The 14,765-nt window shown below is 71.5% G+C and carries 11 protein-coding genes; 4 read left to right on the plus strand and 7 right to left on the minus strand.

All coding sequences use genetic code 11. The annotated features are described in order from the left end of the window. Positions 1–556: 556 nt before the first annotated feature. A complete protein-coding gene (gene typA / locus AMK11_RS07540; protein WP_073724514.1) occupies positions 557–2,464 on the minus strand; it encodes a translational GTPase TypA in 1,908 nt (635 codons plus the stop codon). 156 nt (positions 2,465–2,620) lie between these two features. Next, positions 2,621–4,915 carry an ABC transporter family substrate-binding protein gene (locus tag AMK11_RS07545; RefSeq protein ID WP_073724516.1) on the minus strand — a complete coding sequence of 765 codons (2,295 nt, stop codon included), beginning with the start codon at positions 4,913–4,915 and terminating at the stop codon, positions 2,621–2,623. Positions 4,916–5,221: 306 nt separating this feature from the next. Between AMK11_RS07545 and AMK11_RS07555 the strand changes: the two genes are divergently transcribed. Genes AMK11_RS07555 through AMK11_RS07570 form a run of 4 tightly spaced genes read left to right on the plus strand, consistent with a single transcriptional unit; the run spans position 5,222 to position 9,096 of the window. Further along, entirely contained in the window at positions 5,222–5,512 is a 291-nt protein-coding gene (locus AMK11_RS07555; RefSeq protein WP_073724518.1) for a hypothetical protein, read from the plus strand. Between the two features lie 28 nt (positions 5,513–5,540). After that, positions 5,541–6,377, plus strand: a complete 837-nt coding sequence (locus AMK11_RS07560) for a hypothetical protein (RefSeq protein WP_073724520.1) — start codon at positions 5,541–5,543, stop codon at positions 6,375–6,377. Then, positions 6,377–8,332, plus strand: coding sequence for a fumarate reductase/succinate dehydrogenase flavoprotein subunit (locus tag AMK11_RS07565; RefSeq protein WP_073724522.1), 1,956 nt, complete (start codon positions 6,377–6,379; stop codon positions 8,330–8,332). Before AMK11_RS07560 ends, AMK11_RS07565 begins: the two co-directional genes overlap by 1 nt. Continuing rightward, positions 8,329–9,096, plus strand: a complete 768-nt coding sequence (locus AMK11_RS07570) for a succinate dehydrogenase/fumarate reductase iron-sulfur subunit (protein ID WP_073724524.1) — start codon at positions 8,329–8,331, stop codon at positions 9,094–9,096. Before AMK11_RS07565 ends, AMK11_RS07570 begins: the two co-directional genes overlap by 4 nt. Here the strand turns inward: AMK11_RS07570 and AMK11_RS07575 are convergent. The 5 genes from AMK11_RS07575 to AMK11_RS07595 form a co-directional block, all read right to left on the minus strand. Then, the gene (locus AMK11_RS07575; RefSeq protein ID WP_073724526.1) at positions 9,093–10,193 is read right to left on the minus strand and encodes a glycoside hydrolase family 18 protein; all 1,101 of its coding nucleotides are present in this window, start codon (positions 10,191–10,193) and stop codon (positions 9,093–9,095) included. The two genes, AMK11_RS07570 and AMK11_RS07575, sit on opposite strands and share 4 nt — an antisense overlap. Before the next feature lie 241 nt (positions 10,194–10,434). After that, positions 10,435–13,017, minus strand: a complete 2,583-nt coding sequence (locus AMK11_RS07580) for a SpoIIE family protein phosphatase (protein WP_073724528.1) — start codon at positions 13,015–13,017, stop codon at positions 10,435–10,437. 228 nt (positions 13,018–13,245) lie between these two features. Next, positions 13,246–13,656, minus strand: coding sequence for an ATP-binding protein (locus tag AMK11_RS07585; protein ID WP_073724529.1), 411 nt, complete (start codon positions 13,654–13,656; stop codon positions 13,246–13,248). 137 nt (positions 13,657–13,793) lie between these two features. Continuing rightward, positions 13,794–14,216, minus strand: coding sequence for a (deoxy)nucleoside triphosphate pyrophosphohydrolase (locus AMK11_RS07590; RefSeq protein ID WP_073724531.1), 423 nt, complete (start codon positions 14,214–14,216; stop codon positions 13,794–13,796). A gap of 69 nt (positions 14,217–14,285) precedes the next feature. Then, positions 14,286–14,477, minus strand: a complete 192-nt coding sequence (locus tag AMK11_RS07595) for an SPOR domain-containing protein (RefSeq protein WP_073724533.1) — start codon at positions 14,475–14,477, stop codon at positions 14,286–14,288. Positions 14,478–14,765: the final 288 nt, after the last annotated feature.

Raw genomic sequence — 14,765 nt, forward strand, 5'->3', positions numbered from 1 at the left:
TCCTCCTCATGAATCCGCTGGTTCACCGCAAAGGGGAGCACACGACACATCCCGGCCACCTCGCGGTGCCTGAATTCGTCTGGTGCCCCCGCGCTCGCGAGCCTTCGCCGTCAGCGCGTGACCCGTTTATCCGAGCTCTACGCGCCTAACTATCTGCCATCCGCAGGGGAACGAACCACACTCTTGAGGTCTCGGTTCGATCACAGATAGGGGCTAGATCTTTCAAAATCCGGACAAAGGGTTTGGTGAGAGATCGCTGCGAAACGGACTTGTTACACATCTGGCGGTGCCCACTGTCCGCATACCGAACACCGGTGTGACGAAAAGTGATTGCGCGTAACGCGTCCGCAGTGCAGAGTCCCGTACAGGTCTGTCCTGCGCCCGGCGCACACCGCGACGGCCGGCGTGCCGGGCGGAATGCTCTCGCGGAGGTTAGTGCGGTTCCGGCCGCCCGGCGGTGTTTCGCCGCCGAATCGAGGGTTTTCCCTAAAGTTGACCCGAAAACGGCGCCGGGCCCCACGTGAACACGTGGGGCCCGGCGTTTCGGAACGGGGTGTCAGCCGTGCTTGGCGCGGCTCGCGGCGCGGGCGCGCTCGCGGGCGTCCAGGTTCACCTTGCGGATGCGGACGGCCTCCGGGGTGACCTCGACGCACTCGTCGTCGCGGCAGAACTCCAGCGACTGCTCCAGCGAGAGCTTGCGCGGCGGGACGATCGACTCGGTCACATCGGCCGTGGACGACCGCATGTTGGTGAGCTTCTTCTCCTTGGTGATGTTGACGTCCATGTCGTCGGCGCGGGAGTTCTCGCCGACGATCATGCCCTCGTACACCTCGGTGCCGGGCTCGGTGAAGAGCACGCCGCGCTCCTGGAGGTTGGTCATCGCGAACGCGGTGACGGCACCGGAGCGGTCGGCGACCAGCGAGCCGTTGTTGCGGGTCTGCAGCGTGCCGAACCAGGGCTCGTGGCCCTCGTGGATGGAGTGGGCGATGCCGGTGCCGCGGGTCTGGGTCAGGAACTCCGTCCGGAATCCGATCAGACCGCGGGACGGCACCACGAACTCCATGCGGACCCAGCCCGAGCCGTGGTTGGACATGTTGTCCATCCGGCCCTTGCGCACGCCCATGAGCTGGGTGACGGCGCCCATGTGCTCCTCGGGCACGTCGATCGTCATCCGCTCGACGGGCTCGTACGTCTTGCCCTCGACCTCCTTGGTGACGACCTGCGGCTTGCCGATGGTCAGCTCGAAGCCCTCGCGGCGCATCTGCTCGACCAGGATGGCCAGCGCCAGCTCGCCGCGGCCCTGCACCTCCCAGGCGTCCGGGCGGTCGGTGTCCAGGACGCGGAGCGAGACGTTGCCGATCAGCTCGCGGTCCAGGCGGTCCTTGACCTGACGGGCGGTGACCTTGCGGTCCTTGACGGCCGCCTTGTTGTCCGCGCCCTTGCCGGTGGCGCCGCGGCCGACCAGCGGGGAGGTGTTGGTGCCGATCACCATGGAGATCGCGGGCTCGTCCACCGTGATCAGCGGCAGCGGGACCGGGTTCTCCTGGTCGGCCAGCGTCTCGCCGATCATGATGTCCGGGATGCCGGCGACGGCGCAGATGTCACCGGGGCCGGCCTTCTCGGCGGGCTTGCGGGTGAGCGCCTCGGTCATCATCAGCTCGGAGATGCGCACGTTGCTGACCGAACCGTCGCGCTTCATCCAGGCGACCGTCTGGCCCTTCTTCAGCTCGCCCTGGTGGACGCGGAGCAGGGCGATGCGGCCGAGGAAGTTGTCGGCGTCGAGGTTGGTCACGTGTGCCTGGAGCGGGGCGCCCTCGTCGTAGGTCGGCGCGGGGATGTGCTCCAGGATGGTGGAGAAGAACGGCTCCAGGTTGGTGGAGTCCGCGGGGACCGTGCCGTCGTCGGGCTTGGTGAGGGAGGCGACGCCGTCCCGGCCGCAGGCGTAGACGATCGGGAACTCGATCTGCTCCTCGTCGGCGTCCAGGTCGAGGAAGAGGTCGTAGGTCTCGTTGACGACCTCGTCGATCCGGGCGTCCGGACGGTCCGTCTTGTTGATGCACAGGATGATCGGCAGCCGCTGGTGGAGCGCCTTGCGCAGCACGAAGCGGGTCTGCGGCAGCGGACCCTCGGAGGCGTCCACGAGCAGCACGACACCGTCGACCATCGACAGACCGCGCTCGACCTCGCCGCCGAAGTCGGCGTGGCCGGGGGTGTCGATGATGTTGATCGTGATCGGGTCCCCGCCGTCCTTCGGGTGGTACTTCACCGCGGTGTTCTTGGCGAGGATCGTGATGCCCTTCTCACGCTCCAGGTCGTTCGAGTCCATCATGCGGTCGTCGACGGAGTCGAGCTGGTGCGCGGCGAAGGCGCCGGCCTGCTTGAGCATTCCGTCGACGATGGTGGTCTTGCCGTGGTCGACGTGGGCGACGATGGCGACGTTGCGGATGTCGTGGCGCGTGGCCATATGAGGCGTACTCCCGGAGGGTGTGAGATGGGCCCTCGCGTACGTCCTTGTCACTCGGGCCTGCCGGGCGGTACATGCCACGGCCTCACCCCATCGTACGGGGCCCCGGGGGCTGCGGCTTGCCGGGGCGGGGGCGCACGGGCCGGGGACGCCCGCTCACTTCGACGGACTCGGCCGGGCCTCGGCGCCCCGGGCGCCCTTCTTCAGATAGCCCATGTCCTCGTAGACCGGGGTCTCGAAGCCGAAGGCGCCCGCGTTGGCGAGGTTCTCGCGGGCCGCCACGAGCTGGGGGCGCTGGTAGAGGGGGATGGAGCCGGCCGCCGCCCAGATCCGCGAGTCGGCCTTGCGCAGCAGGTCCCGCGCCTTGTCCTGGTCCAGGGTGCCCATGGCCTGGTCGAAGAGCTGGTCGACCTGGTCGGTGCCGACCCGGGTGTAGTTCTGCGCCACGTTCAGGGAGCCGTCGGCGGCCGGGACGGGCTTGGCGTAGATGGGGCGGGCGTCGGTGGCGGGGAAGGCGGAGGCGGGCCAGGAGTAGAGCGCCAGGTCGTACTCGCCGGAGGCGACGTGGTCCTTGAAGTAGCTCTCGTCCGGGACCTTGGTGATCTCGGTGCCGATGCCGATCTTCTCCAGCATGTCCGAGATGCGGTCGGCCACGGTGCGCAGGGCCTGGGAACCGGGGCCGGAGGGGACCACGAAGCTGAGGGTGAGCGCCTTGCCGTCCTTGGCGACGGGGGCCGCCGCGGCGCCGGCCGGGGCGGCGGTGCCCTTGGGGGCGTAGGCGCCGGGGGCGCCGCCCTGCGCGGTGTTCTTGCCGCTGCTGTGCTTCTCGCCGGTCTCCTGGTCGCTGTCGCCGCCGTCCTTGCCGTCGGCGTCGTTGCCGTCCTTGCCGTCAGTGTCCTTCTCGTCCGTGTTCTTGTCGTCCGTGGCCTTGTCGTCCTCGCCGACGATGTACGTGCCGTCGTCGCCGCCGTCGGACTTCTTCTCGTCCTTCTCGTCCGCGGACTTCTCCGCGCCGGCCGCCTTCTCGCCGTCCTCGGTCTTCTTCACCGGTCCGCCGGGCACCCACCCGGCGTCCGCCAGGAGCGCCCGCGCCTCCTTGGCGTCCTGGTCGCCGAGGGCGCCGCTGCCGTCGGCGTAGACGGGCTGGCCGGACAGCGCGAGGTGGCTGCCCACCGGCTCGGCGGGCAGTCCCAGCGGCTTCAGCACCGCCTCCGCCAGCTTCTCCCGGTCCAGGGCCCGGGCCACCGCGCGGCGGACGCGTTCGTCGGCGAGGGGGCCGTCGGCGCCGTTGAGGGCGAGCTGGGTGTAGGCGGGCTCCAGTGACTTGCGGACCTCGAAGCCGCTCAGGGCCTTGCGCCGGCGTTCCGCCTTGGCCTCGGCCTTGCGCCGCTTCTCACGGGCGAGGATCTCCTCCTCGGCCGCCTCCTCGTCGGAGCCGTTGGCGACGGCCCAGGAGCGCAGCGCCTCGGCGGCGGACCTGCCCTGCGGGCCGGGGAGCCCGGACCCGCCCGAGCCTGCGGCCGGGGTGCCGTCCGGGCCCATGAGCGGGGTGCCGGTGCCGGCGTCCCGGGGGCCGGCTGCCACGGCGACCTGCTCGGCGGTGTCCGGGTCGATCTCGGCCAGGTCGAGCTCGCCGGCGACCAGCTCGGCGACCCGGTCCTCGCGCGGCACGGCACGCAGGACGATCTTGTCCAGCTTGGCCGGCTCTCCCCACCAGCGGGGGTTGCCGGTGAGGACCACCTCGTCGGCCTTGGTGTCGACCTTCTTGACGGTGAAGGGTCCGGCGGTCACCTCGAGCTCCCGCCGGGCGCCGTCGTTGAAGGCGTCGGGGGTGCCGGTGACGTCCTTCGGGTACAGCGGCGTGAACAGCGACTTCCAGTCGGCGTAGGGCCGGTCGAAGGTGACCCTGACCTCCAGGTCGTTCGCCCCGCGCTCGATCTTCTCGATGCGGTCGTAGCCGGCGTTGCGGGCGGTCCAGTAGGCGGTGTCCTTGCCGGACAGGGCGCGCCACTGGGCGGCGAAGTCGGCGGCGCCGATCTCCCGGCCGTCGCTCCAGACGGCCTGCTGGTTGAGCTTGTAGACGACGACCTGCTTGGGCTCGGTCTCCACGACCTCGGCCGACTCCAGGTAGTCGGGGTTGCGCACCGGGCGGCCCCGCTCGTCCGTCCGGTACAGGGAGGGCAGCACGGCCTGGGCGACGGTGGTGGTGGTGGCGTCGGCGTCGGACTGGAAGGCGTTCAGCGTCTCCGGTACGGAGTCCACGGCCCAGCGCAGGGTGCCGCCGTCGGCGATCCGGGCCCGGGCCGCGGCGGCGACGTCCTGCTCGGCGAGCGGCTTGCCCGCCGGGTCCTCGGAGGTGCAGCCGGCCAGCGCGGGGAGGGCGAGCGCACCCGCGGCGAGGAAGGCGACCGAACGCATGACCGCTCGCGGTCCGACGCGGACGTGGGACATCACTGCTACCTCCGGAAGGCCGCGGGCGTTGTGGTCGCTTTTGGCGGTATTTGGAGTTGATCATTTGTATTCGGGCGGGGATGCGGCCACTGAAGAGGAAACGGTTCCGCCACGCCGGGAGACACGGCGGTGACGGTGCGTAAGCCCACCCGTGCGGCGCAACACCACCCGCGGTGCACCGACACGCCCCGGCCAATCGGTGCACGTCCCTTCCCAGCGACGGGTGTGACGCGCGACACTCTCAGGCGCATGAACGTCACCACCCAGGCCGTACCGCATCGCGCCCGGCGGAAGCGAGGTCACGTCATGTCCGTGCACGACGACCTGTCATCGATCCAACGCAGTCTCGACGACCTCTCCCGGTCGGTGGCCCGGCTGGAGCAGCAGCTGGGCAGCGGCGGCCTGGAGGTCCGCCGGGTCCGCACCGACACCGACCACCTGCGCGACAGCGTCGCGCTGCTGCGGGCGGCGGCAGCCGCGCCGGACGCGCCCAGGCGTCCCGACCTCGTCACGATCCCCGACACGCCGTACGACGGCTCGCTGTGGACGGACTCGGACGACGAGGGCCTCGGCGCCCGCGACCGCCGCGCCCCCTGAACCCGACCCGACCGACCGGAGTCGCCCAGTGGCCACTGGTACGGAACCCCCAGCCACCGACCCCCGTCCCCCGGGCGGCGGCGTCCACACCCCGACGCGCGCCGCCATCCGCGCCCCGCACCTGCGCACCGACCGCTGGTGGCTGGCACCGGCCGCCACCGCCGCCGGACTGCTGGCCTTCGTCGTGTACTCGACCTGGCGGGCCTTCGCCAACGCGGACTACTACGCGGCCCCCTACGTCTCGCCCTTCTACTCCCCCTGTCTGGCGGAGAACTGCGAGCCGATGCGCGCGGGGCCCAACTGGGAGATCTTCGGCAGCTGGTGGGGCATCTCCCCCGCGATCATCATCCTGATCTTCCCGCTCGGCTTCCGCCTGACCTGCTACTACTACCGCAAGGCCTATTACCGGGGCTTCTGGGCGTCCCCGCCGGCCTGCGCGGTGGCCGAGCCGCACAAGAAGTACTCCGGCGAGACCCGCTTCCCGCTGATCCTGCAGAACGTCCACCGGTACTTCTTCTACGCGGCCCTCCTGGTCGCGCTGATCCTCACCTACGACACGGTGCTCGCCTTCCGCGACGAGAACTACGCGTGGGGCCACATGGGCCTGGGCACCCTGGTGTTCCTCGCCAACATCGTGCTGATCTGGGCGTACACCCTTTCCTGCCACTCCTGCCGGCACATCGTCGGCGGCAAGCTCAAGCACTTCTCCCGGCACCCCGTGCGCTACCGGATGTGGCAGTGGGTCGGGAAGCTCAACGCCCGACACATGCAGCTCGCCTGGGCGTCGCTGGTGAGCGTGGCGCTCGCCGACTTCTACGTGTATCTCGTCGCGTCCGGTGCCTTCGACGATCCGAGGTTGTTCTGATGTCCGTGGTCGACCGGCAGGAATGGGACGTCGTCGTGGTGGGCGCGGGCGGTGCGGGACTGCGCGCCGCCGTCGAGGCCCGCGAGCGGGGCGCCCGTACGGCCGTGATCTGCAAGTCCCTGTTCGGCAAGGCGCACACCGTGATGGCCGAGGGCGGCATCGCGGCCGCCATGGGCAACGCCAACTCCGGCGACAACTGGCAGGTCCACTTCCGCGACACCATGCGCGGCGGCAAGTTCCTCAACCAGTGGCGGATGGCCGAGCTGCACGCCCAGGAGGCGCCGCAGCGGGTGTGGGAGCTGGAGACCTGGGGCGCGCTGTTCGACCGCACGGACGACGGCCGGATCTCGCAGCGCAATTTCGGCGGCCACGAGTACCCGCGCCTCGCCCACGTCGGCGACCGCACGGGCCTGGAGCTGATCCGCACCCTCCAGCAGAAGATCGTCTCGCTCCAGCAGGAGGACTTCCGGGAGACCGGCGACTACGAGTCCCGGCTGAAGGTCTTCCAGGAGTGCACGGTCACCCGCGTCCTCAAGGAGGGCCGCCAGGTCTGCGGCGTCTTCGGCTACGAGCGCGAGTCGGGCCGCTTCTTCGTGCTCCAGGCGCCCTCGGTGGTGATCGCCACGGGCGGCATCGGCAAGTCCTTCAAGGTGACGTCGAACTCCTGGGAGTACACCGGCGACGGCCACGCCCTGGCGCTGCTGGCCGGGGCGCCGCTGCTGAACATGGAGTTCGTGCAGTTCCACCCGACGGGCATGGTCTGGCCGCCGTCGGTGAAGGGCATCCTCGTCACCGAGTCGGTGCGCGGCGACGGCGGGGTGCTGAGGAACTCCGACGGCAAGCGGTTCATGTTCGACTACGTCCCGGACGTCTTCAAGGACAAGTACGCGGTGACGGAGGACGAGGCCGACCGCTGGTACGACGACCCGGACCACAACCGGCGGCCCCCGGAGCTGCTCCCCCGGGACGAGGTGGCGCGGGCCATCAACGCCGAGGTGAAGGAGGGCCGGGGCTCACCGCACGGCGGCGTCTTCCTCGACGTGTCGACCCGGATGCCCGCCGAGGTGATCAAGCGCCGGCTGCCGTCCATGTACCACCAGTTCAAGGAGCTGGCCGACGTCGACATCACGGCCGAGCCGATGGAGGTCGGGCCCACCTGCCACTACGTGATGGGCGGCATCGCCGTCGACTCCGACACGGCCGCCGCGCGCGGGGTGCCGGGGCTGTACGCGGCCGGTGAGGTGGCCGGCGGCATGCACGGCTCCAACCGGCTCGGCGGCAACTCGCTCTCCGACCTGCTGGTGTTCGGGCGCCGTGCGGGCCGGCACGCGGCCGAGTACGCGGCGGGGCGGGACGCCGGGGCGCGGCCCCGGGTGGCCGACGCACAGGTCGACGCCGCCGCCGCGGAGGCCCTGCGGCCGTTCTCGGCGGAGGTCTCCACGGAGGCGGAGGCGGCGGAACCCGACGACGGCCCGCCGGAGAACCCGTACACCCTCCACCAGGAACTCCAGCAGACCATGAACGACCTGGTCGGCATCATCCGCCGCGAGCCGGAGATGAAGCAGGCCCTGGAGAAGCTGGCCGAGCTGCGGCTGCGGGCCCGCCGGGCGGGGGTGGAGGGGCACCGGCAGTTCAACCCGGGCTGGCACCTCGCTCTGGACCTGCGCAACATGCTGCTGGTCAGCGAGTGCGTGGCGCGGGCCGCGCTGGAGCGCACCGAGTCGCGCGGCGGGCACACCCGTGAGGACCACGCGGCGATGGACCGCTCCTGGCGGGGCGTCAACCTGCTGTGCGCCCTCACCGATCCGACCGGGGGTCTGGCGGCCACCGACCCGGTGCGCGGCCAGATCGCCCTGACCCGCGAGGCCACCGAGCCCATCCGTCCCGACCTGCTCGCCCTCTTCGAGAAAGAGGAGCTGGTCAAGTACCTCGCCGAAGAGGAGCTGTCCGAATGAGCGGCTACGAGGCCCGCTTCAGGGTGTGGCGGGGTGACGTGGAGGGCGGCGGCCTGGAGGACTTCCGCGTCGAGGTGAACGACGGCGAGGTGGTCCTCGACATCATCCACCGCCTCCAGGCCACCCAGGCCCCCGACCTCGCCGTGCGGTGGAACTGCAAGGCGGGCAAGTGCGGTTCGTGTTCGGCGGAGATCAACGGGCGTCCGCGGCTGCTGTGCATGACCCGCATGTCCGTCTTCACCCCCGAGGAGACGATCACCGTCACTCCGCTGCGGGCCTTCCCGGTGATCCGGGACCTGGTGACGGACGTCGGTTTCAACTACACCAAGGCCCGGGAGGTCCCGGCCTTCGTGCCGCCCGCCGACCTGGGGCCGGGCGAGTACCGGATGATGCAGGAGGACGTCGACCGCTCGCAGGAGTTCCGCAAATGCATCGAGTGCTTCCTGTGCCAGGACACCTGCCACGTCGTCCGTGACCACGAGGAGAACAAGCCGGCCTTCGCTGGCCCGCGTTTCCTGATGCGCGTCGCGGAGCTGGACATGCACCCGCTGGACGCGGCCGAGGACACCGGCCTGGACCGCGGACGCACGGCCCAGGACGAGCACGGCCTCGGCTACTGCAACATCACCAAGTGCTGTACGGAGGTCTGCCCCGAGGGCATCAAGATCACGGACAACGCCCTGATCCCGCTGAAGGAACGGGCCGTGGACCGCAAGTACGACCCGCTGGTGTGGCTGGGGTCGAAGATCCGGCGCCGGTCCTAGTTCTTGTCCTGGCGGACCCAGCCCTCTCGGTACTCCTTCCAGTTCGTCTCCGTCGCCGCGAAGTCGATGTACGGGGCGACACCGAAGAGCTCGCGGTCGGCGTCCGTCCGGGAAAGGCCGAGGCGGACGCCGCGGACGGCGGCTTCGACGGTCTCGGCGTGGCCCCAGTGGTCGAAGTTGCTCTCGTGGTAGAAGGGAAGGCCCATCAGCAGGTGGGTGGTGGGCGGGGTGACCTCCAGCGCGAGGGACGTCTGCTGGGCCACGTAGCCGCCGTAGGTGCCCTCCAGGGGCTGCGCGGTGTCGTACGACATCACCGCGATCTGGTCGACGCGGCGGGCGACCTGGCCGAAGAACTCCTGCGACCACCACTTGGGGTTCTCCGTGAAGACGCCGAAGACCTCGTGGAGGGCGGGCAGCGGGTCGATCTGGTGGGCGGCGACGGACAGCTGGGCGCCCTCCGCGCGGGTGACGGCGCGCAGGTCGTCCAGGAGGGAGAGGTAGTTCCGGTCGTCCGAGTGCAGGGGCTCCAGGTCGAGGTGGACGCCGTCGTAGCCGGCGTCGAGGACCTGGCGGGCGGAGTCGACGACGGCGGCGCGGGTGTCCGCGCGGTCCAGGTGCATGCCGTCGGGGCCCTCGGTGACGAGTACGTCACCGAGGAAGGCCTGGACGCGGACGCCGGGCAGTTCGCGGTGCACGGCGTCGATCAGCCAGCGGGCCTTGGGGTAGCGGGCCTTCGGCAGGGTGCCGTCGTGTTCCAGCGGGCCGGTGTGGACGTACAGGTCGCGGATGCCGGTGGTTTTCAGTCGGGCGGCGAAGGCGTCGAGGTCCGCGTCGTCCTTGCGGCCGTCGACCCAGGCGTGGCCGAGCCACATGGCGTCGCGGTTGCGGGTGTGGGTGCCGTCGGCCGGGTCGCCCATGTAGTTGACGCGGAGGGCGGTCTCGGCGGTGAGCAGGGGGAGGAGCAGGACCAGGAGGACGGCCAGGACGATACGGCGTGTGCGCCGCAGCCGCCCCTTCCTCTGCTGTGGGGGCTGATCGCCGTCGGCGGCTGCCGGCTCGGCTTTCGGGTCGGTGCTTCTCGGCTCCGTGTCCTCCACGGTGTCCCCTCCCTGTGGCCCGTCCCCGGTCGCGGTGGCCGGTTCACGTGCATACGCTCGCTGCGTGTTGCCAGCGGGGACGACTCGAACCGGTGTTCCGGTTGCGGTCGGAGGTGCGTGGCGGTGATCTCCGCCGATCTGGTGCCGCCCCTGGCCGCGGCCGGGGCGGCCCTGCTGCTGGCCGGGTACGGCCGTGCGCGCCGCACCCGGCGGGCCCGGAGCCGTACGACTCCGGGCCGGGTCAGAACAGGCTCAGCAACGCCTCCGCCGGGTCGGTGAGCCGGGTGTCGTCGCCCGGCAGGGGCAGCTCGAACCAGACCGTCTTGCCGCGCGGCGTACGGCGTGAGCCCCAGGCCGCGCTGAGCAGACCGACCAGTTGCAGTCCGCGGCCGCCCTCGTCGGTGTCGCGGGCGCGGCGCCTGCGGGGCTGGACCAGGCCGGAGTCCCAGACCTCGCAGACCAGGGTGCGGTCGAGGAGGAGCCGGAGCCTGATCTCGCCCTCGCCGTACCTGAGAGCGTTGGTGACCAGTTCGCTGACGAGCAGTTCCGTGGTGTCGACCAGCGGTTCCATGTCCCAGTCGAGCAGCTTGGCGCGGGCCAGTTCGCGGGCCCGGCCGACGCTGCGCGGCTCGCGGGGCAGGGTCCAGTCGCCGACGGACTCGCTGGGCAGCCCCTGGACGCGGGCCATGAGCAGGGCGAGGTCGTCCTCGCCGTGGTGGCTGCCGAGGGTGTTGAGGACCTGGTCGCAGACGTCCTCCAGGGGGCGCGCGGGGTCGGTGAGCGCGCCGACGAAGGCCTGGAGCCCTTCGTCCAGGGGATGGTCGCGGCTCTCGACCAGGCCGTCTGTGTAGAGGGCGAGCAGGGCGCCCTCGGGCAGTTCGACCTCCACCTCCTCGAAGGGCTCGCCGCCGACGCCGAGCGGCAGGCCCGGCGGTACGTCCAGCATCAGCGCGGACTCGCCGGGCTCGACGAGGACGGGCGGCAGGTGGCCGGCGTTGGCGAAGGTGCAGCGCCGGGTCACCGAGTCGTAGACGGCGTAGACGCAGGTCGCCAGGTAGACCTCGGAGAGGTCGGCCTCGCGGGGGCGACGGGCGGCGCGGGTGGCCTGCTGGACGCCTCCGGGCGCGCCGAGGCCGCGGGCGATCTCGTCGAGCTGGGAGAGCACTTCGGCCGGTTCGAGGTCGAGTCCGGCGAGAGTGCGGACGGCCGTGCGGAGTTCGCCCATGGCGACGGCGGCGCGCAGGCCGCGGCCCATGACGTCGCCGACGACCAGCGCGGTGCGGTGGCCGGGCAGCTCGATGACGTCGAACCAGTCGCCGCCGACCTCGCTGGGCCGGCCGGTGGCCGCGTTGCCGGGCAGGTAGCGGCAGGCGATGTCGAGGCCGGACGCCTCGGGGTCGCCGGGCGGGAGCAGGGACCGTTGCAGTATCAGCGCCCGCTCGTGCTCGCGCCGGTAGAGGCGGGCGTTGTCGATGCAGACGGCGGCGCGCGCGGCGAGTTCCACGGCGAGGTCGCGGTCCCGGTCGCCGAACGGCTCGCTGCCCTTGGTGCGGGCGAACTGGGCGAGCCCGACGACGGTGTCGTGGGCGACCATCGGAACGGCGAGCGTGGACTGCACGAGACCGCCGTCCTCGGCGGGGACCGTGCGCGGCCGGGCGGTGCGCAGGGCGTCCGCGCAGGGCGAGTTGAACGGGTAGTGGTGGACGGCGCCGAGCTTGACCCGCTCGCCGGTGCCGTGGAAGGGCACCTCGGAGACGGCGCTGGAGAAGGCGACGCGGCGCAGTTCGGCGCTGCCGTCGGCGAGTCCGGGCGGGGTCTCGTCGCCCACCAGCAGGCCCTGGTAGAGGTCGACGGTGGCCAGGTCGCAGAAGCCGGGGACGACGACGCCGAGGAGTTCGCGGGCGGTGGTCTCCAGGTCGAGGGAGTTGCCGATGCGGGCACCCGCCTCGTTGAGGAGGGCGAGGTTGCGGCGGGCGGCGGCGGCCTCGCGGGCGGCCTCGCGGCGGGCGGTGATGTCGGTGCCGAGCCAGGCCACGCCGATGGGGCGCCCGGAACCGCTGTGCACGCGGTAGAGGTTGACCGACCAGTGGCGGCGGTCCTCGGTGCCCGGTGTGAAGCCGGTGACGTGCATGTCGGTGATGGACTCGCCGGTTTCCAGCACCCGGCGCAGGGTCGCGGAGACCCGGTCGGCCTCGGCGCGCGGCAGGTAGTCGTGGACGCCCTTGCCCCGGTGGTCGTCCGGGGTGCCGCCGAAGACGGAGGCGAACCGCTCGTTGGCGCGGCGCACCCTGAGGTCCGGGTCGATCAGGAGGAAGCCGAACGGAGACTGGCCGAATATGGCCTGCGAGGCGGCGAGGTCGGTCTCGATGCTGCGCAGCACACGGACGTCGACGACGATGCAGACGGCGGCCTTCTCCCCGTCCTCCGTCCGCGTCGGCATGACGTACACCTCGGCGAGCCCGCGCTGTCCGCGGCGGCCGCCGTCTCCGGCGCGGCCGTCCGGCACCCGGAAGGGGACCACGCCGGTCCACTCCCGCCCGTCGAGGATCTCGGCCATCTTGCGCTGGCCCCGCTCCCGCAGGTCGGGGTCGATGAAGGCCTCGATGGGGTCGGTGCCGACGGCCTGCCCGGCCTGGATGCCGAGCAGTTGCTCGGCGCGCAGGCTCCACTGGTCGACGAGACCGTCGGGGCCGATGGAGAAGGACGCGACCTTGATGTAGTCGTAGATGGAGCCGGGCGGGCTGCTCTGCCACACCGCGTCACCGAACGGCGCGCCGTCCGACGGGCCCTCGGACCCCGTGGCCCTCGCTGGTATCTCGCTCACGCGAACCGTCCCCTCCAGCTCACCGCGTCCGGCACCGGTCACCGGCAGCGGCTGCCCGCAGTATCCAGCACTACGGCGCCGCACGACACGGTGTTCACGATCACAGCACGGTCCCGATGCTTTTCGGTCCGGACCGTGACAACACTTCCAGTCTTCTAACCAGCGGACACGACATCGAATCACGCAGTTCGACAACTGCCACTGGCCTGAACCAGTTGGTGTGCGGAGTCACTCGGGCACGGCGAGTTCGAACCAGACCGTCTTGCCCACCTCTCCGGGGCGGGTTCCCCAGCGGTGCGCGGAGGAGGCCACGAGCTGCAGGCCGCGGCCGTCCTCGTCGCCGGGCCGGGCGACGCGGGCTCGGGGCGGGTCCGGAAGCGGGTCGGAGACCTCCACCAGCAGGACGCCGTCCGGCCCGGCCCGGTGGCGCACCAGGCGGACGCCGATGGGGCCGGTGGCGTGCCGCAGGGCGTTGGTGACCAGCTCGCTGACCAGGAGGGCGGCGATGTCGCCGACGTGGTCGAGGCCCCATTCGCGAAGGGCGCCACGGACGCGGGAGCGGGCGGTCCGCACGGCGTCCGGTGCCGCGGGAAAGACCCACTCGGCACAGCCGTCCTCGCTGTCGATCACGCCGATCACTTCCCCGGCCGGCGACCCCCACTCATGTCCGGTTTCGTGGGGTTAATGGGCACATACCCGATTCCCGGGCGCCGGTACCGTCGGAGAGGGCGCACAGTTGCACTCACGGCGCACGAGGCGCTCACGCCGGGCCGTTCTCACGCGCCGCGCGCGTCCGGCGCCCCCAGTCCGAGGTGGGCGAGCGCCCGCTCGACGGCCGGTACGTCCTGGTCGAGCCACGGCACGTCCCAGACCTCGGCGGGGGCGAGCCAGCGCAGGTCGTCGTGGTCCTCGAGCGGTGCGGGGGCCGCGGAACCGGGGAGCAGCCGCGCGGTCCACACGTGCAGCACGAAGGGGGCTCGCAGGGGCCACTGCCCCGGGACCCGTTCACCGGGCTCCGCCGTCACGCCCAGCTCCTCGCGCAGCTCGCGCACGAGAGCCGCCTCCGGCGCCTCCCCCGCCTCGACCTTGCCGCCGGGAAGCTCCCAGCGTCCGGCCAGCTCGGCCGGTGCGCTGCGGCGCGCGGCGAGCAGGCGTCCGTCGTCGACCAGGGCGGCGCCCACCACGATCCGTTCCGTCATGCGCGGGAGCCTACGGCTCTTTCCGGGGCGACGGCCCGTCGGCCCCGTCCGGCCGCTCGGGCGGCGCGGTCAGTCCGCCGCGCCCGTGCCGCCCGCGCCGAGCTTCTCGACCCAGTAGAGCTGCTGGTGACCGCGACCGTCGAGGGTGTCCGCGATCCGCTGGGCCTCGGCCCGGGTCGCGTACCTGCCCACGCGGTAGCGGTTGCCGTTGTCGTCCTGCCGGAAGACCAGCCAGGGAAGAGTGACCGTGCCGTCGTTCATCGCGCCCCTCCACTTCCCGTCCACGGCCGGTGCCGTGCCCCGCCTGCTAAGGAAACCGCAATCCGCATATGCCCGAGCCTACGCCTAACCTTCACGCAGCGAATACGGCTTTACACAAAGAGGTACCCAACCGGCCAGAACGGAGGGGGCGCACAACGCGGAGTGCGCCGTGCACGCGCCGATGCTTCAGGTCGGAGTCGTGCCGAGCACGCGGAGACGACCTGCGGGAACGGCCGGTTCGCGGCACCACGCGGACGTCGGCGAGGGGCGGGACGTCTGTGCGGACAC

The organism is Streptomyces sp. CB02414 (assembly GCF_001905385.1).
Lineage (GTDB): Bacteria > Actinomycetota > Actinomycetes > Streptomycetales > Streptomycetaceae > Streptomyces.